18 protein-coding genes are annotated in these 16301 nt (G+C 61.7%); 9 read left to right on the top strand and 9 right to left on the bottom strand.

From position 1 onward, the window contains the following. From Q0T48_RS22075 to Q0T48_RS17785, 6 genes are all read left to right on the top strand, one after another. Positions 1 to 103: IS3 family transposase (locus tag Q0T48_RS22075; protein ID WP_366887934.1), on the top strand; the 103-nt coding region annotated here is incomplete at its 5' end. An 84-nt stretch (positions 104 to 187) separates the two neighbouring features. Next, entirely contained in the window at positions 188 to 1564 is a 1377-nt protein-coding gene (locus Q0T48_RS17805; RefSeq protein WP_295959020.1) for a GNAT family N-acetyltransferase, read from the top strand. 19 nt (positions 1565 to 1583) lie between these two features. Then, positions 1584 to 2435, top strand: coding sequence for a TatD family hydrolase (locus Q0T48_RS17800; RefSeq protein ID WP_295959017.1), 852 nt, complete (start codon positions 1584 to 1586; stop codon positions 2433 to 2435). Further along, entirely contained in the window at positions 2432 to 2968 is a 537-nt protein-coding gene (locus Q0T48_RS17795; protein ID WP_295959014.1) for a DNA-deoxyinosine glycosylase, read from the top strand. The genes Q0T48_RS17800 and Q0T48_RS17795 overlap by 4 nt, the downstream gene beginning before the upstream one ends. Continuing rightward, entirely contained in the window at positions 2958 to 3728 is a 771-nt protein-coding gene (locus Q0T48_RS17790) for a spermidine synthase (RefSeq protein WP_295959011.1), read from the top strand. The genes Q0T48_RS17795 and Q0T48_RS17790 overlap by 11 nt, the downstream gene beginning before the upstream one ends. Positions 3729 to 3735: 7 nt before the next feature. Further along, positions 3736 to 5508 carry a GspE/PulE family protein gene (locus Q0T48_RS17785; RefSeq protein ID WP_295959008.1) on the top strand — a complete coding sequence of 591 codons (1773 nt, stop codon included), beginning with the start codon at positions 3736 to 3738 and terminating at the stop codon, positions 5506 to 5508. A 5-nt stretch (positions 5509 to 5513) separates the two neighbouring features. Here Q0T48_RS17785 and Q0T48_RS17780 read toward each other — a convergent pair whose 3' ends face one another. Next, entirely contained in the window at positions 5514 to 6482 is a 969-nt protein-coding gene (locus Q0T48_RS17780; RefSeq protein WP_295959005.1) for a helix-turn-helix domain-containing GNAT family N-acetyltransferase, read from the bottom strand. A gap of 181 nt (positions 6483 to 6663) precedes the next feature. On the opposite strand from Q0T48_RS17780, the gene Q0T48_RS17775 reads away from it, so the two are divergent. Next, entirely contained in the window at positions 6664 to 7566 is a 903-nt protein-coding gene (locus Q0T48_RS17775) for a DMT family transporter (protein WP_295959026.1), read from the top strand. A gap of 26 nt (positions 7567 to 7592) precedes the next feature. Further along, positions 7593 to 8387 carry an SDR family oxidoreductase gene (locus Q0T48_RS17770; protein WP_295959002.1) on the top strand — a complete coding sequence of 265 codons (795 nt, stop codon included), beginning with the start codon at positions 7593 to 7595 and terminating at the stop codon, positions 8385 to 8387. Here Q0T48_RS17770 and Q0T48_RS17765 read toward each other — a convergent pair. The 8 genes from Q0T48_RS17765 to Q0T48_RS17730 form a co-directional block, all read right to left on the bottom strand. Further along, complete coding sequence (locus Q0T48_RS17765) at positions 8384 to 9676, bottom strand: tryptophan--tRNA ligase (protein ID WP_295958997.1); 1293 nt, start codon at positions 9674 to 9676, stop codon at positions 8384 to 8386. The genes Q0T48_RS17770 and Q0T48_RS17765 overlap by 4 nt on opposite strands. A 5-nt stretch (positions 9677 to 9681) precedes the next feature. Beyond that, positions 9682 to 10350, bottom strand: a complete 669-nt coding sequence (locus Q0T48_RS17760; protein ID WP_295958993.1) for a site-2 protease family protein — start codon at positions 10348 to 10350, stop codon at positions 9682 to 9684. A 24-nt stretch (positions 10351 to 10374) separates the two neighbouring features. Continuing rightward, positions 10375 to 11010 (bottom strand): L-threonylcarbamoyladenylate synthase, encoded by a 636-nt coding sequence (locus Q0T48_RS17755; RefSeq protein ID WP_295958990.1) that lies wholly within the window; start codon positions 11008 to 11010, stop codon positions 10375 to 10377. A gap of 12 nt (positions 11011 to 11022) precedes the next feature. Beyond that, positions 11023 to 11913 (bottom strand): DMT family transporter, encoded by an 891-nt coding sequence (locus Q0T48_RS17750; RefSeq protein ID WP_295958985.1) that lies wholly within the window; start codon positions 11911 to 11913, stop codon positions 11023 to 11025. Then, positions 11910 to 12764 carry a 3',5'-nucleoside bisphosphate phosphatase gene (locus tag Q0T48_RS17745; protein ID WP_295958982.1) on the bottom strand — a complete coding sequence of 285 codons (855 nt, stop codon included), beginning with the start codon at positions 12762 to 12764 and terminating at the stop codon, positions 11910 to 11912. The genes Q0T48_RS17750 and Q0T48_RS17745 overlap by 4 nt, the downstream gene beginning before the upstream one ends. A gap of 114 nt (positions 12765 to 12878) precedes the next feature. Continuing rightward, on the bottom strand, positions 12879 to 13049 hold the full coding sequence (gene rpmG, locus Q0T48_RS17740; protein WP_076198758.1) for a 50S ribosomal protein L33: 171 nt from the start codon (positions 13047 to 13049) through the stop codon (positions 12879 to 12881). 11 nt (positions 13050 to 13060) lie between these two features. Further along, positions 13061 to 13294, bottom strand: a complete 234-nt coding sequence (rpmB, locus tag Q0T48_RS17735; protein ID WP_295958977.1) for a 50S ribosomal protein L28 — start codon at positions 13292 to 13294, stop codon at positions 13061 to 13063. 490 nt (positions 13295 to 13784) lie between these two features. After that, positions 13785 to 14567, bottom strand: coding sequence for a DUF5677 domain-containing protein (locus tag Q0T48_RS17730; protein WP_295958973.1), 783 nt, complete (start codon positions 14565 to 14567; stop codon positions 13785 to 13787). A 138-nt stretch (positions 14568 to 14705) separates the two neighbouring features. Between Q0T48_RS17730 and Q0T48_RS17725 the strand changes: the two genes are divergently transcribed. Beyond that, a complete protein-coding gene (locus tag Q0T48_RS17725; RefSeq protein WP_295958970.1) occupies positions 14706 to 15296 on the top strand; it encodes a recombinase family protein in 591 nt (196 codons plus the stop codon). Positions 15297 to 16301: the final 1005 nt, after the last annotated feature.

Below are 16301 nucleotides of genomic sequence, written 5' to 3'. Positions count from 1 at the left end.
TTGGTATAACCGGACTCGACTGCATTCGACGCTGGACTATGTCAGCCCGGTGCAGTTCGAGCAGAACTGGCTTGCGAATCAGCCCAAGCAAGCCAACTCATGAGCTCGGTTATGGGATACGGATTCCAGGGGCAAGGTCAGATTTGAAAAAATACCTAACATATTAATAATAACTAAAAACGCATTTATGAAGCATTCGCGCGCATCCAATACCCGCAAATTCGTCCGCCATGGCCTGCGCAAGGCCTTTGCCTTTTTACCCCGGCCACTTCGCTTTTCCATTTACCGCTCTTTTGTCGATTGCGACCCCAATCCCGATGCGCGGCTGGTGCTGAAAATCGCCGACACCCAAGAGGAACTGGAAGCCTGTTTCAAGCTATTGCACGATGCCTATGTAGGCAGCGGCTTCATGCAGCCCGACCCGTCCGGGCTGCGCGCCACGGTGTACCACGCCCTGCCGACCACCACCACGCTGTGCGCCAAGTTTGACGGTGAGGTGGTGGGCACCATTTCGCTGATCCGCCAGAGCAGCTTTGGTTTTCCGCTGCAGGCGATTTTTGACCTGAGCGAGATCCACGCCGAAAAAGGCAAGATCGCCGAAATCTCGGCCCTGGCGGTGCACCCCCGGTTCCGCAAAAGCGGTGGCTCCATCCTGTTCCCGCTGATGAAGTTCATGTACCAGTACAGCACCACCTTCTTCGACACCTACCACCTGGTGATCGCGGTGAACCCCGACCGGATCGAGATGTACGAGTCGCTGCTGTTCTTCAAGCGGCTGCAAAAGCACGCGGTGCAAAACTACGACTTTGCCAATGGTGCACCGGCCATTGGGGCGACGCTGAATTTGTTGCAGGCCCCCAAGCTGTTCAAGAAAATATACGGGGGCAAGCCAAAGCGCAAAAACCTGTATTTTTATTTTGTCAAAACCAAGCTTAAAAATATTATCTTGCCCACCCGCAGGTATTTCACCACCAACGACCCGGTGATGACCCCCGCCATGCTGGACTACTTTTTCAACCAGCGAACCCAGGTGTTTGCCCACCTGTCCAACCGCGAAAAACTGCTGCTGGCCGCCATTTACGACATGCCCCATTACCAGGCGGTGCTGCCCTCCGTGGTCGGGTTTAGCGACTCGCAACAAGACATCCGCCAGCACCAGCGCTACTCGCTCAAATGCCGTGGCGTGCTGACCGTGGACGACCAGGCCATGGCGCTGCAACTGGTCGAGCTGTCCGACGACGGCTTCCAGGCCCACGCCAAAGGCGAGGTGCCGCTGAATGTCTGGGCCAGCGTGCAAATCCAACTGGGCAGTGACGAGGTATCGACCATGCAGGTGATGGCGGTACGAGGTGAGGCGCATGGCGAATACCACTATTACGGTTTCAAGCTGGCCGAGCCGGACCTGGCCTGGCGCAAGTTCGTGACGGCACTGCAGTTGGGCATCACCGCCAAAGACTTGGACAACGCCACCCTATTTCTGCCTGGCCACCAAGACTTCGATGCCACCACCGTGCCCGATCTACTAGAGCGGTCGGAGTTTGAAGACACCCGACCCGGGCGCTGAGGGGTAAAGTCGGCCCCCTATGTGGATCGACACGCACTGCCATCTGGATGCCCCAGAATTTAAAGAAAATCATGCGCTAGCGCATGATCTACGTGCGCAAGCAGCTATTAAAAATGTAGCGTTATGTGTTTTGCAGGGCGTGCTGGCCGCCAACTTTGACACCGTGCGCCGGCTGGCCCACCAAACGGGCGATGCCTACGCGCTGGGCATCCACCCGCTGTTTGTGGCCCGCGCCCAAGATGGCGACCTGGACCTGCTGGATACCGCCCTGACCACCCACCGCGACGACCCGCGCCTGGTAGCCGTGGGCGAGATCGGGCTGGACTACTTTGTGCCCGCGCTGCAAGAGCCCACCCTGCTGGCACGCCAACAATTCTTTTACCGCGCCCAACTCAAGCTGGCCAAAAAGCACGGCCTGCCGGTGATCTTGCACGTACGCCGCAGCGCCGACCATGTGCTGAAACACCTGCGCGCCGTGGCCGGGCCGGGCGGGCGCTGGCTGGGCATTGCCCATGCTTTCAACGGCAGCCCGCAGCAGGCGCAAGCTTGCATAGCCATCGGGCTCAAGCTCGGCTTTGGCGGTGCCATGACTTTCGAGGCCGCGAACCAGTTGCGCCGCCTGGCTGCCAGCCTGCCGCTCGATTCCCTGGTGCTGGAAACCGACGCACCTGATATTCCGCCCCAGTGGCTGTACACCACCACCGCCCAGCGCGCGGCGGGCCAGCCGCAGGGCATCAACTCACCGCTGGAGTTGCCGCGCATTGGCGCAGTGCTGGCCGGGCTGCGTGGGCTGCCGGTGGACGCGATTGAAGCTGCCACCACCGCCAACGCGCTGGCCGCCTTGCCGCGTTTGCGGGCCTTGTTGCCATGATCCCGCTCACCCCGCTCACCCGGCTGTTTGGTTTGCCGCCGCTCGTGTCGGCCAATACCCGGCTGCTGGTGCTGGGCAGTTTTCCGGGGGCAGCCTCGCTGGCGGCGCAGCAGTACTACGGTCATAAGCAAAACCAGTTTTGGCGGATTTTGCAAGCTATTTATGCCTCTGGCGCAGATGCTATCTACACTAGTAGCTATGAAAAACGTAGCGAATGGATGCTGTCGCACGGCGTGGGCCTGTGGGACGTGTACGCCAGTTGCGAGCGCCAGGGCAGCTTGGACAGCCAGATCCGCAATGCCGAGGTGAATGACTTCGCGGCCCTGCGCCAGCGCTGCCCGCAGCTGCGGGCCGTCGCGCACAATGGGGCCGAGAGTTTTCGCCACACCGCCCGGCTGGAAAATCTGGGCCTGCCTACCGTGCGCCTGCCATCCACCAGCCCCGCCAATGCCAGCTGGAGCTTTGAGCGCAAGCTGGCCGCGTGGCGGGATGTATTTGAACAATTTGGACTGATTGAAATTAATGGCCCGTAAATCTGTTGCAAGCGCAACCTCCGCCCTGCCTGAAGTCAACTTTTGCGACTACGGCGACGTGCGCACCCTGCACCTGGGCACCGAGTGGGTCCAGGGCTCGATGCTGCTGGACACCCCGTACGAGATCGAGCTGGAATACGTGCAGCGCATGATGGCCTGGCTGCTGTTTGTGCCGCCCAGCAGCGTGGCCAAGCGCCACGCCATGCAGCTCGGCCTGGGCGCAGCGGCGCTGACCAAGTTTTGCCGCAAGAAGCTGCGCATGAACACCACGGCGGTGGAGCTGAACCCGCAGGTCGTTTCGGCCTGCCGCTTCTGGTTCAAGCTGCCGCCGGATGACGAGCGCCTGCACATCGTGCTGGGCGACGCGGCCCTGAAAATCCAGAACACCGACTGGGCGGGCACGGTAGACGCACTGCAGGTGGACCTGTACGACGAAGATGCCGCCGCCCCCGTGCTGGACAGCGCCGACTTCTACGCCGACTGCCGCAAGTTGCTCACCGAAGAAGGCTGCATGACCGTCAATCTTTTTGGCGAATCCAGCAGCTACCCGGCTAGTGTGGAGAAGATCACCGCTGCCTTTGGGGCCGATGCGGTGTGGGCCTTCAAACCCACGCGCGAGGGCAACACCGTGGTGCTGGCCCAGCGCAACCCCACCCGGCCCACACGCGAGGCGCTGGTGGAACGCGCCGATGTGATCCAGACCCGCTGGGGCCTGCCTGCCGCCAAGTGGCTGAAAGTATTTAAACCCGTTGTGGCCTGAACCCACCATGAAAACCACCCTCCACCCAGCCTACCAAGGCCCCGTCACCTGGCGTCTGCTGGTCGGCTGGTTGGCTGAAGACGGCGTGATCGCCCCCAGCGAGCAGCAGCGCACCATCGCCCGCTGCTCGCAGGCCGAAAGCGCCCAGCCCGCCCTGGTGCGGCTGGCCAGCGTGGCCATGCTGCGCGCCCGCGATGGCAAGCCGCTGGACATGGAGCTGCTGACCCAGTGGCTGGCCGGACGCGCCGGGCTGCAGTATTTGCGCATTGACCCGCTCAAGGTGGAAGTGGGCAAGGTGGCCGACACCATGAGCGCGGTGTACGCTGAGCGCCACAAGGTGCTGCCGGTACAGGTCACCACGGCAGAGGTGGTGGTGGCGACCAGCGAGCCGTTCATCACCGATTGGGTGTCCGAGGTAGAGCGCCAGTCGCGCCGCACTGTGCGCCGGGTGGTGGCCAGCCCGCTGGAAATCCACAAGTTCACGGCAGAGTTCTACGCCCTGGCCAAGTCGGTCAAGGCGGTGCAAAAAGCCGGTGGCAATATCGGCGCGGGCAGCTTCGAGCAACTGGTGGAGCTGGGCAAAACCGCCAAGCAACTCGATGCCAACGACCAGGGCGTCGTGCAGGTGGTGGACTGGCTGTGGCAGTACGCCTTCAACCAGCGCGCCAGCGACATCCACTTGGAGCCACGCCGCGAGCAGGGTGTGATCCGCTTCCGCATCGACGGCGTGCTGCACCCGGTCTACCAAATGCCCATGACCGTGATGAACGCCATGGTGGCCCGCATCAAGCTGCTGGGCCGCATGGACGTGGTGGAAAAGCGCCGCCCGCTGGACGGCCGCATCAAAACCCGCAATCCGCGCGGCGACGAGGTGGAAATGCGCCTGTCCACCCTGCCCACGGCCTTTGGCGAGAAGATGGTGATGCGGATTTTTGACCCCGATACCGCCGTGAAAGACCTGGACGCCCTGGGCTTCACCCCGCACGACGCACAGCGCTGGGAGGCGCTGGTCAAGCGCCCGCACGGCATTATTTTGGTGACCGGCCCCACCGGCTCGGGCAAGACCACCACGCTGTATTCCACCCTGAAACGCGTGGCCACCGAAGAGGTGAACGTCAGCACGGTGGAAGACCCGATCGAAATGATCGAACCCAGCTTCAACCAGACCCAGGTGCAGCCGCAGCTCGACTTTGGCTTCACCGAAGGCCTGCGCGCCCTGATGCGGCAAGACCCGGACATCATCATGGTGGGCGAAATCCGCGACCTGGCCACGGCGGAAATGGCTATCCAGGCGGCGCTCACCGGCCACCTGGTGTTCTCTACCTTGCACACCAACGACGCGCCCTCGGCCCTCACGCGGCTGATGGAGCTGGGCGTGCCCGCCTACCTGCTGAACGCCACCGTGCTGGGCGTGTTGGCCCAGCGCCTGGTGCGCACCTTGTGCAAGTCCTGTCGCGCCCCCGACGAGGCCCTGGCCCGCGACACCCTGGCCACCGCCATCAAGCCCTGGAAGATCAACGCCGGCTACACGCCCTACAAGCCGGTGGGCTGCGTGGACTGCCGCATGACCGGCTTTTTAGGCCGCATGGGCGTGTACGAGTTGCTCACCGTGTCCGAAGCTTTCAAGGGCCTAGTCAACCAGAGCCCCAGCATCGACGCGCTGCGCCGCCAAGCGGTGGCCGACGGCATGCGCCCGCTGCGCCTAGCCGGAGCGCTGCGCGTGGCCGAGGGCCTGACCACGCTGGACGAAGTGCTGTCCACCACGCCGCCGCTGGAATAAGGCCGTTACACGGTCGGTGCCGCTTCCCGTAGCCGGACGAAGCGCTGTTCGACCAGTTCCGTGCCCCATTGGCTGCCAGGCTGCTCTTGCGCCAGCACAAAGCCCTCGCTTTCATACAGGCGGCGGGCGGCATCCAGCCCCTGGAATGTCCACAGGTGGACCGCCGCCCGCCCCTGTTGGTCGCAAAACGCCAGGGCCTGCTGCAATAGCGCGCGGCCCACACCCGACCCCCGCTGGCTGTCGTCCACGATGAACCAGCGCAGGTGGGCGATCTCGCCACCCAGGTCTTCGCCGTCAATGGCAATCGATCCGACGGTGCGACCGGCCTGCACGGCGGTCCACAGCGCGTTGTGAGGGCAGTCCAACCGGGCGGTGAATTCGGCCATGCCGGTGGCGACCTGGCTCTCAAAGAACTGGCCGAAACCGAAGTTGTGGGCGTAGTAGTCGGCATGCATCTGCGCCACCCGTCCAATCACGCCGGGCTGGTATCCGCGTGCAATGCGGGTCTGCTCCGCAGTGCTGGCCACCGGGCCCAGGCGCAGGGCTTCCAGCGCCTGGGCGTAGGCGACCAGCCCATCGCGCACCACGCTGTGTTGCGCTTTGGCCAATGGGGCCAGGGCGGCGGCCACCTGCTGCCTGCCAAAAGCCTCTACCGCCGCCCATGTGCGTTGGCCTTGCGGGGTCAGGGTGAGCGTCTTGGCGCGGCCGTCGGCCCCGCTGGCACTTTCTTGCACCTCATCTGCCTCTACCAGCTTGCGCACCATGCGGCTGACGCTGGATTTGTCGAGGTTCAGGATGTCGGCCAACTGGGCAGCCGTCAGCGACTGCTGTCGGCCGATTTCCAGAATCGCGTGGACCGCCGACGGTGGGTAATCTGTGGCTGCCAGTGTCGATTGCATGAAGCCGAGTTCGCGCACCATCTTGCGCGAAGCGCTGCGCACCGAATCGACCAGGGAAGGGGCTATGCCAGGCATGTGGGGGCGGCCTAAAAAGGTTGCATCATACAACTAGGCGCCGTGCGTGCACCATGGGCTCCACGCCATGTGGGTGCGCCACCAGGGCTGCATGGGCCGCGCGGTGCGGGCCATTGCTGCGGCGTATCGCGGTGGACTGCAGGTTTTTTAGCCTTCAACATAAAATAAGGCTCCAGCGCTTATTCCATCTGCACCAGTGGCTACAAAAAATAGAGCATCCGGCCTTCTGCTGGCCCTCGTGGGTTCGATTGCCTTCAGCGGCAAAGCCATCATCGTCAAGCTCGCCTACCGCTACGGGGTCGATGCCGTCACGCTCATCATGTACCGCATGCTGTTTGCGCTGCCCATCTTTGCCACCATGGCCTGGTGGTCCAGCCGCGGCAAACCGCCGCTGACGCGCAAGGACTGGTGGGGCGTGCTGGGCCTGGGCTTTACCGGCTATTACCTGGCCAGCTTTCTGGACTTTGCCGGGCTGGGCTACATCAGCGCCTCGCTGGAGCGGCTCATCCTGTACCTGAACCCTACCATCGTCGTTGCCATGGGCTGGGTGCTGTACCGCAAGCCCATCACCCGCATCCAGGCCCTGGGCATGGCCGTGTGCTACGCCGGTGTGGTGCTGGTGTTTGGCCACGAGATCAACATCCAGGGCGCGAACGCGAGCCTGGGTGCCGTGCTGGTGTTTGGCAGCGCCATCAGCTACGCCATCTACCTGGTCTACAGCGGCCAGATGGTGCAGCGCCTGGGCTCCATCCGGCTGGTGGGCCTGGCGACCACTGTGGCTTGTCTGTGCTGCCTGCTGCAGTTTGTGCTGGTGCGGCCGATGTCGGCGGCCATCGTGGCACCCGAAGTTATCTGGCTGTCGGTGCTGAACGCCACGGCCTGCACCGCCGCCCCGGTGCTGATGGTGATGATGGCCATCGAACGCCTGGGCGCTGGCCTGGCCGCGCAGGTGGGCATGGTGGGGCCGCTGTCCACCATTCTGATGGGCGTGGTGATCTTGGGTGAGCCGTTTACCGGCTGGGTGGCCGCAGGCACGGTGCTGGTGGTGGCCGGAATTTATGTATTTACCCGCAGCGGGCGCTGAATCTTCACATACGCAAAGGAAAAATCATGGACTTAGGAATCGCAGGCCGCTGGGCCTTGGTGTGCGGGGCCAGCAAGGGCCTGGGGCTGGGTTGCGCGCAGGCGCTGGTGCGCGAGGGGGTGAACGTGCTCATCGTGGCGCGCGGTGCGGAGGTACTGGAGGCAGCTGCTATGCAATTAATAGCTGATAGTGCAGGTAGCACCTACGCTAGCGTGCTATTTTGTGCTGCAGATATCACCACGCCAGAAGGCCGGGCCGCCGTGTTCGCCATCCGCTCTGACTTTGACATTGTGGTCACCAACGCGGGCGGTCCGCCCACGGGCGACTTCCGCAGTTGGGACCGCGACACCTGGATCAAGGCGGTGGATGCCAACATGCTGACCCCCATCGAACTGATCAAGGCCACGGTGGACGGCATGGCGGCGCGGGGCTTTGGGCGCATCGTCAACATCACCAGCAGCGCGGTGAAGTCGCCCATCGACGTGCTGGGCCTGAGCAACGGTGCGCGCAGCGGCCTGACGGGATTTGTGGCCGGTGTGGCGCGCAGCCCGCTGGCGGCGCAGGGCGTGACTATCAACAATCTGCTGCCGGGCTCGTTCGACACCGACCGCCTGCGCGGCAATATGCAGGGCGCGGCCACTAAGTCCGGCCAAAGCGTGGAGGCACTGGCCGATGTGCGTCGCCAGGACATTCCGGCCCAGCGCTTTGGCACGCCGGAGGAATTTGGGGCCATCTGCGCGTTTTTGTGCAGCACGCATGCGGGCTACATCACCGGCCAGAACGTGTTGGCCGATGGTGGGGCGTATCCGGGGACGTTTTAAGCCGCCTGCAGTGCTTCCAGGGCCTGGGTTACCTCGTCCAAGGTGACGCCGTCGGCCGGCTGCAGCGTGCCCAAGGCGGCAATGCCTTCGGTCTGCAACTGGCGGACCGCCGTGCCCGCATCCTTGGGGGCATCGAAACCGGCGCTCAGCAATAGCAAGCGCCCGTGGGCATCGACCAGCTTGAAATGGAATTTGCCGTCCGCTTCGCGGTACTGCTTGAAGCTGGGCAGTGCGGCCTTGGCGGCCTTGGTCGATTTTTGCGTGGCCTGGGCGTTCAGGTCGCGCAGGCCGACGGCGTGGCGCAGCTTGGCGATGAACGGGGTGGCGGTCTGGCGGGCCTTGAGGGCTCCGGCGCGCAGAATGGTTTCCACCTCACCGGGGTTGTCCATGTAGCGCTGGTAGGCCTCGCGCATGGGTGCGACTTCGCAGTCGATGCGCTCAAACAGGGTTTGTTTGGCATCGCCCCAGGCAATGCCGTCGGCATAGGCTTGGCGCAACTGGGCGGTTTCCTCTTCGCTGGCAAAGGCTTGGTAGATCTGGAACAGGGCCGAGCCCTCGGTGTCCTTGGGTTCACCGGGGGCGCGCGAGTCGGTGACGATGCCCGCAATCAGCTTGCGCAGCTCGGCCTTGGGTGCGAACAGCGGAATTGTGTTGTCGTAGCTCTTGCTCATCTTGCGGCCATCCAGGCCGGGCAGGGTGGCCACGGACTCTTCGATCAGCGCCTCGGGCAGTACGAAGTGATCGCCGTAGCTGTGGTTGAAGCGCTGGGCGATGTCGCGCGCCATCTCGATGTGCTGGATCTGGTCGCGGCCCACCGGTACTTTGTGGGCGTTGAACATCACAATGTCGGCGGCCATCAGCACCGGGTACATAAACAGCCCGGCGTTGATCTCGGCATCCGGGTCGGCCTGGGCGGCAACGTTCTTGTCCACCGAGGCCTTGTAGGCATGGGCGCGGTTGAGCAGGCCCTTGGCCGTCATGCAGGTCAGCAGCCAGGTGAGCTCGGGGATTTCAGGGATGTCGGACTGGCGGTAGAAGGCCACGCGGCTCGGGTCCAGCCCGGCGGCCAGCCAGCTGGCGGCAATCTCCAGCGTGGAGCGCTGGATGCGCGCCGGGTCGTCGATCTTGATCAGCGCGTGGTAGTCGGCCAGGAAGTAGAAGCTCTCGACCCCGGGAGCCAGGCTGGCGCGCACCGAGGGGCGGATGGAGCCCACGTAGTTGCCCAAATGGGGGGTGCCGGAGGTGGTGATGCCGGTGAGGACGCGGGAAGTCGCACGGGAGGTGGTCATAAAAATCAGCGGATCAAAAAGTTCAACGGGCTCAGCAAGATGTCCAGCAGGCCAAAGGTCAGGCCCATCACCGGTTGCATCCATAGCGTGCTGACGATGCCGGAAATCACCAGGGCCATGACGATGAAAAAGCCCCAGGGCTCCACCCGCGACACCAGCACGGCCTGGCGGTAGGGCAGCAGCCCCACCAGAATGCGGCCCCCGTCCAGCGGCGGCAGCGGGAACAGGTTGAAAGCAAACATTACCACGTTGACCAGCATGCCAGCCTTGCACATCTTCAGGAAGAACGGCTCGGTGGTGCCGGTAGCCACCAGCACATACATCAGCACGCCCCACAAAAAGGCCTGGATCAGGTTGGCACCTGGACCCGCCAGGGCCACCCACACCATGTCGCGTTTGGGGTTGCGCAGGTTGCCAAAGTTGACCGGCACCGGCTTGGCATAGCCAAACAAAAAGGTGCCCGAGGTGGCGAAGTAAAGGATCAGCGGCATCAGGATGGTGCCGACAGGGTCGATGTGCTTCATCGGGTTAAGCGTGATGCGGCCCATTCGCGCGGCGGTGTTGTCGCCAAAGTAATGGGCCACATAGCCGTGTGCGGCTTCGTGCACCGTGATGGCAAACAGCACGGGCAGGGCATAGACCATGACGGTCTGGATCAGGTTGGCAATATCCACGGGGGAGGTGTCTCGGTAAAAAGTTTAAAGGCCTATTGAGGCCAAGTCGCCCCGGCCTTGGCGCACCAGCACCGGGTCGCCGCCGTTGCCCATCTCGGTCAGGTCGATCACGGTGGTGGGCTCCAGCGGGCAGGCCCCGGCATCCAGCACGGCGGCAATCTGGTGCTCGAACATATCGCGGATGGCGTGTGCGTCGTTCAGTGGCTCGGTCTCGCCCGGCGGAATCAGCGTGGTGGCCAGCAGCGGGCCGCCGTGCAGTTCCAGCAGGGCTTGCAGGGTCTTGTGGTCGGGCACGCGCAGGCCGATGGTCTTGCGCGACGGGTGGCTCAGGCGGCGCGGCACTTCCTTGCTGGCTTCCAGAATGAAGGTGTAGGGGCCGGGCGTGGCGGCCTTGAGCAGGCGGTACTGCTTGTTGTCTACCCGCGCGTAGTTGGCCAGCTCGCTGAGGTCGCGGCACAGCAGGGTCAGGTGGTGCTTGTCGTCCACGCCCCGGGTGCGGCGCAGCAGGTCGGCGGCGGCCTTGTCATCCAGGTGGCACACCAGGGCGTAGCTGGAGTCGGTAGGCACCGCCACCAGCTTGCCCTGGCCTAGCAGAGCCACGGTTTGTTTGAGCAGGCGGACCTGCGGGTTGTCGGGGTGGATTTCGAAGTGCTGGGCCATATCGTTGTGATTTTAAGATTCGGTGGGTTGCACGGTAATGCGGCTTTCCCGCACGGTCAGCCAGGCTCCGGCAGCACCGCAAATGGCCACCAGGATGATGCCCAGTGTGGCCCACAGGTCAGGCACGTGGTCGAACACCAGCCAGCCGCCCAGCATGGCAAAGCCAATCTGCCCGTACAAAAATGGCATCAGCGTGGCCGCCGGGGTGCGGGCATAGGCCAGGATCAGCAGCAAATGGCCGACGCTGGCCATCACCCCCATGACCACCATGCCCATCCACAAATGCCAGTCGGTGATGGTTTCCCAAACGAAGGGCACAGCCAGCGAGGCCACCACGGTACCAATCCAGCCGGTGTAGAAATGCATGGTCAAGGGGTCTTCGGTGCGGGCGAGCCGACTGGTCAGCACCTGGAACCAGGCGTTGCAGGCCACCACGGCCAGAGGCAGCAGCATGGCCCAGGCAAAGGTGTCGCCGCCGGGCCTGATGATGACCAGCGTGCCCATAAAGCCGCCTGCTACCAGCAGCCAGCGCAAGCCCGACACGCGTTCGCCCAGCACGGCCGCCACCAGGGTGATGACCAGTGGCGTGATCATCACAATCGCGGTGAATTCCCCCACTGGCATGAACTTGAGGCTGAAAAATGCAAACAGGCTGGTCAACAGCAGCAGTACGCCACGCAGGCACTGGAATTTGGGATGCGCGGTGCGCAGTAAAGCCTTCCCGCGTACCGGCAGCATGGTGACCGTAGTTACCACCGCCTGGAAGGCGTAGCGGAACCACAGAGCCATTAGCAGGGGCACGCTGACGGTGGTCCATTTGGTGGTGGTGTCCAGCACGGCAAAGCACGCTACCGCCACCGTCACCAGCGCAATGCCGGCTAGCGCAGAGCGGGGGCGGTTCACTGGATGCGGTCCGCCAGCAGCTCCCACACCGGTGTGAGGTCTTTTGGCAGGTAGGGCAGGGTGCCCAGATCGGTGTGGCTCTCAAGGGGGCTGTGGAAGTCGCTGCCGCGCGAGGCGGCCAGGCCAAATTCACGCGCTACGTCGGCGTATTCGGTGTATTCGGCCACCGTGTGGCTGCCGGTGACCACCTCTACACCGCGCCCGCCGTGCGCCTTGAATTCGCTGAACAGGGCGTACTCTTCGTTGGCGGTAAATTTATAGCGGCCGGGGTGGGCGATCACGGCGATGCCGCCGGTTTGGGTGATCCAGCCCACGGCATCCTTGAGCGCTGCCCAGCGGTGCGGCACGTAGCCGGGCTTGCCTTCGGTGAGGTATTTGCGAAACACCTCGTAAGTGTCGGTACAGGCACCGGATTCGACCAGAAAGCGGGCGAAATGAGTGCGCGAGATCAGCTCGGGGTTGCCTACAAACTTGAGTGCGCCCTCGTAGGCGTTGGGAATGCCAACCGCTGCCAAGCCTGCTGCCATTTCCATCGCACGCTGTCCCCGGCCCCCGCGGGTGGCTTCCAGGCCTTGGCGCATCGGCGGGTTGTTGGCATCAAAGCCCAGGCCGACGATGTGCACGGTTTCATTGGCAAACGTCACTGAAATCTCGGCTCCGGTCAGGTATTTCATGCCGTGTGCTTTGGCGGCCGCAGCGGCACGCTGCTGGCCGCCCACCTCGTCGTGGTCGGTCAAGGCCCATAGCTCGACGCCGTTGGCGCTGGCGCGGGCTGCGAGTTGTTCGGGGGTGAGTGTGCCGTCGGATACGACCGAGTGGCAATGGAGATCGGCGTTGAGTATGGAGGTCACGGGTTGATTTTAGGCGGTATGGGTTTTCCCTGCCCCCGACATCGGCAATCGGCTGGCAATAAAAAACCCGCCGGATTAGGGCGGGTTTTTGTTGGACACAAAGACCAGTCTGAATTACTTCAGCTTGATTTCTTTGTAGTCCACATGCTTACGAGCTTTGGGATCAAACTTGCTGATCAACATTTTCTCGGGCATGGTTTTCTTGTTTTTGGTCGTGGTGTAGAAGTGCCCCGTACCCGCTGTAGATTCCAGCTTGATTTTTTCGCGTCCGCCTTTGGTTGCCATGATTCAGCTCCTTATGCTTGGCCACGTGCGCGCAAATCGGCGAGCACAGAGTCGATACCGTTTTTGTCGATCAAACGCAGACCGGCGTTGGAGATGCGCAAGCGAATCCAACGGTTTTCTGTTTCGACCCAGAAGCGGCGGTATTGCAGGTTCGGCAGGAACCGACGTTTGGTTTTGTTGTTGGCGTGGGAGACATTGTTCCCCGTCATCGGGCCTTTGCCCGTTACTTCGCATACGCGTGCCATGAGGACACTCCAATCAGAGCCGGGGCAGCAGACAAGCTATCCCAGCCAATTAACGGCAAATGCCGCACCTCGCCATCCATGAAGGTGGCGGTAAAAGTAATTTACCTTGTCTTGCAAGACCTTGGAAGAGGTCGCAAAATTCAGTAAAGTCTGTGATTATAGCCTTGTCAGAGAAAAGCCTCCTTGACATGCTTTCAGGCATGAAAAAGCCCACTACTTTTGACAGCAGCGGGCTTTTTTTGTATGTGGTGCCGGAGAGATGCTTTTATGCACCATACATCCAAGCGCAAGATGTTGATTTTAAACGGACTTGCTGTGTGGCTGGGTTGAAGTTACCACGCAGTCTACCACTCCCGTATTTTCTTCACAAAAATGTCTGGGGTCTATGTATATGTTCGTTCTGCGGTCTTCCCCCCGTGCCCCCCCCCCCCTCGGTTCTCATTGATGCCCTGTGTATAGAGGCCGGGCAAGCGTTTCTGTCCATCGTGCCTTAGTCTCGCTTGTCTGCGCGCACCCTAAAAGTGTTCAAGGTCGTTTGCATTCTCAATAGTTTCGTTTTCCTGTCGTCGGTCATCGTTTGCAATGGAAGCACGGTGAGCGCATCGAACATCAATGAGGCTGCGGTTAGACAATATTCAGGTGCCAACCGCCTTGGAATATTAGGGCGCAGGCGTGGTGAGTCAGTGTTGAGCCCATCGAAGTAGTCGCAAGTGCCTGCTGAACCGCCGTGCGAATGTCTGCACAATAAACGATAGATGGTGACGTAGTTGCCTTTTGATTTCGCCAGCCCCGCCCAGTTGTGTGCCACGAACTTAGTTCCTGCATTCAGGTTAGCCATCTCGGCATCAAGAAAGTCATCAGTCAGCAGATCATCGCGTTCATCCGGCCCTAATTGTTTGAGTCCTTCAAGAGCGTTGCGGCCTTCGGCTTGGCCCTGACTAAAGAGGTCGCTTAATTTGTCCGGGTTATCTGCAATCGCTACGAGCACATACCAAAGCTCTATGAGGACGCGCAGCAAGGCCCCAGCGGGGTCTATGAGTCCGCCGGCTGCCGTGCTTTCAATGCCTTGAGAAAACCGCAGCATTCTCCAGCGGTGAGCTAGAAGAAACTGGTCCCTGTCAGTTAGTCCAATTTGCGGCCCTCCTAGGACACTCTCTGCAAAGCGGTTCAGCTCTGCGATAAATTGGAGAGCGTCTGCCGTGAGGTCCTCAATCTGTTGTGCCCCTGTGAATTGGTTCATCCGTTGATTTTGCACCGCTTGCGGGGAATCCATCTGGAGTACACCCTAACTGCACAGGCGTAATGCCCGTGGATTGTGTTCGTCTGGGGTGGTTTTATAAATTGATTGACACTTTACGTATTGGGTCTTAGAATCTATCTGTACACAACCAACCATACGGACAGATTGACCATGAGCACCAGCACCCCCAGCACAGCGCCAGCAGCCCCCAAGGGCCAAACTGTAGGCTATGTCCGCGTTAGCAGTGTTGACCAGAACACCGCCCGCCAACTGGATGGCATCCACACCAATAAGACCTTCACCGACAAGGCCAGCGGGAAGGACACCCAGCGGCCACAGTTGCAGGCCATGCTTGAGTTCGTCCGTGCAGGTGATACGGTGCTAGTTCACAGCATGGACCGCTTGGCCCGGTCTTTGGGTGACCTTGAGGGTATCGTGAAGGGACTCACGGCCAAAGGCGTGGCGGTCAATTTCGTCACCCAGAATATGACGTTCACCGGGGATGATTCGCCTATGAATACGCTGCTGCTGCAACTGCTAGGGGCCGTGGGGCAGTTTGAGCGCTCCCTGATCCTGGAACGCCAGCGTGAGGGCATCGCCAGTGCCAAGACCAGGGGCGTTTACACGGGCCGCAAGGCTTCGCTGAGCCCTGCGCAGGTGGTGGAGCTGCGGGCGCTGGTGGTGGGAGGAATGCCCAAGGCGCAGGCGGCGGTGAAACTGGGCGTCTCACGGACCACGGTTTATGCGGCCTTGAAGGATTGAGGGCGCGGGGCTGTCTGCACCTGTTTTTTGCGCACCGATGCAGCGGTGAATAGCCCGCCCCGGTTTAATCCATTTTTGGAATCATCTCACTTCGGTAATCATTCCACAAATGAGACGATTCCATATATGGGTGCTTGCTATGTAGCTATGATTTTTGAGTGGTATAGTCCGCCGCACAGGGCGCATTCGGTGCCCTGCAATTCACCTCAAGGGACACCACAGAATGCACAGCGCTACCGACCCCATCACACCAGCCCCCACCACCATTGCACAGCGGGCATGGGACCGCCTCCTAGGCCGCACGGTGCATGTCCTGGATGTACTTGGGGAGGGCGCAGCGGCCATCGTTTCCCGGTTCACGCCGGATGTATGGGGCGTTCATTTTCAGGTTCATCCCCAGCATATGGCGCACACCGATGCATGGGCGGTGAATTCAGGTAGCGACAGGTGCTATTACCTGCACGTCGGGCGGGGGGAGTTCGCATTCTTCCGTGAGGCGCGGCGTGCTGGCTGACCACAGCGCCCAGCGGGGCAATCACCGGCCCCGTGAAGGGCCAAGCAAGGGGCCGTATCGGTCCTTTGGTGTTTCTGGGGGCTGGCAGAGGCCGTGCACGCGGTGCTATCGCCATATGAATCAAAGGCTTGCGTAGGTTTTCTGGATGTTTCCCCCTCCATGCCCCCGACCCTAGCTAGAACAGAAGAAACCGCCAGTGCGCAGTGCAGCCCACCCAACACGGAAGGATATTTGCAGGGGCTCAGGAAGGCTATCCAGAGGCTGCGTGAGCCGACTTATTGGACTTTTGATGCTGGTGTAGCTATGTGCCGGTTAAATCGTTTTCAGTGCTATGAAAAACTGCTGTGAAATTAAAGCCAGATAAGGGCTGGGGCCGTTTTCCTTGCTAAACCCACACCATCGCTAAAACAAAGAGCCAAAAGCCGGGTATTTCGCCCGGCGGTTTCTGCCGTTTTATCACCCGTCTCCGCTGCACTTCCGCAGCACTTACC

The organism is Rhodoferax sp. (genome assembly GCF_025354435.1).
Classification (GTDB): Bacteria; Pseudomonadota; Gammaproteobacteria; order Burkholderiales; family Burkholderiaceae_C; genus Rhodoferax_B.
The sequence above is the reverse complement of the archived record's forward strand: the minus strand, read 5'-3'. Positions and strand labels throughout refer to the sequence as shown.

Bases quoted from the DNA above. Each gene is read 5' to 3' on its own strand.
- Q0T48_RS17805 (WP_295959020.1), top strand. From the start codon at position 188: ATGAAGCATTCGCGCGCATCCAATACCCGCAAATTCGTCCGCCATGGC.
- Q0T48_RS17725 (WP_295958970.1), top strand. From the start codon at position 14,706: ATGAGCACCAGCACCCCCAGCACAGCGCCAGCAGCCCCCAAGGGCCAA.
- Q0T48_RS17765 (WP_295958997.1), bottom strand. From the start codon at position 9,676: ATGACCACCTCCCGTGCGACTTCCCGCGTCCTCACCGGCATCACCACC.
- Q0T48_RS17755 (WP_295958990.1), bottom strand. From the start codon at position 11,010: ATGGCCCAGCACTTCGAAATCCACCCCGACAACCCGCAGGTCCGCCTG.
- Q0T48_RS17770 (WP_295959002.1), top strand. From the start codon at position 7,593: ATGGACTTAGGAATCGCAGGCCGCTGGGCCTTGGTGTGCGGGGCCAGC.
- Q0T48_RS17730 (WP_295958973.1), bottom strand. From the start codon at position 14,567: ATGGATTCCCCGCAAGCGGTGCAAAATCAACGGATGAACCAATTCACA.
- Q0T48_RS17785 (WP_295959008.1), top strand. From the start codon at position 3,736: ATGAAAACCACCCTCCACCCAGCCTACCAAGGCCCCGTCACCTGGCGT.
- Q0T48_RS17795 (WP_295959014.1), top strand. From the start codon at position 2,432: ATGATCCCGCTCACCCCGCTCACCCGGCTGTTTGGTTTGCCGCCGCTC.
- Q0T48_RS17780 (WP_295959005.1), bottom strand. From the start codon at position 6,482: ATGCCTGGCATAGCCCCTTCCCTGGTCGATTCGGTGCGCAGCGCTTCG.
- rpmB (WP_295958977.1), bottom strand. From the start codon at position 13,294: ATGGCACGCGTATGCGAAGTAACGGGCAAAGGCCCGATGACGGGGAAC.
- Q0T48_RS17790 (WP_295959011.1), top strand. From the start codon at position 2,958: ATGGCCCGTAAATCTGTTGCAAGCGCAACCTCCGCCCTGCCTGAAGTC.
- Q0T48_RS17800 (WP_295959017.1), top strand. From the start codon at position 1,584: ATGTGGATCGACACGCACTGCCATCTGGATGCCCCAGAATTTAAAGAA.
- rpmG (WP_076198758.1), bottom strand. From the start codon at position 13,049: ATGGCAACCAAAGGCGGACGCGAAAAAATCAAGCTGGAATCTACAGCG.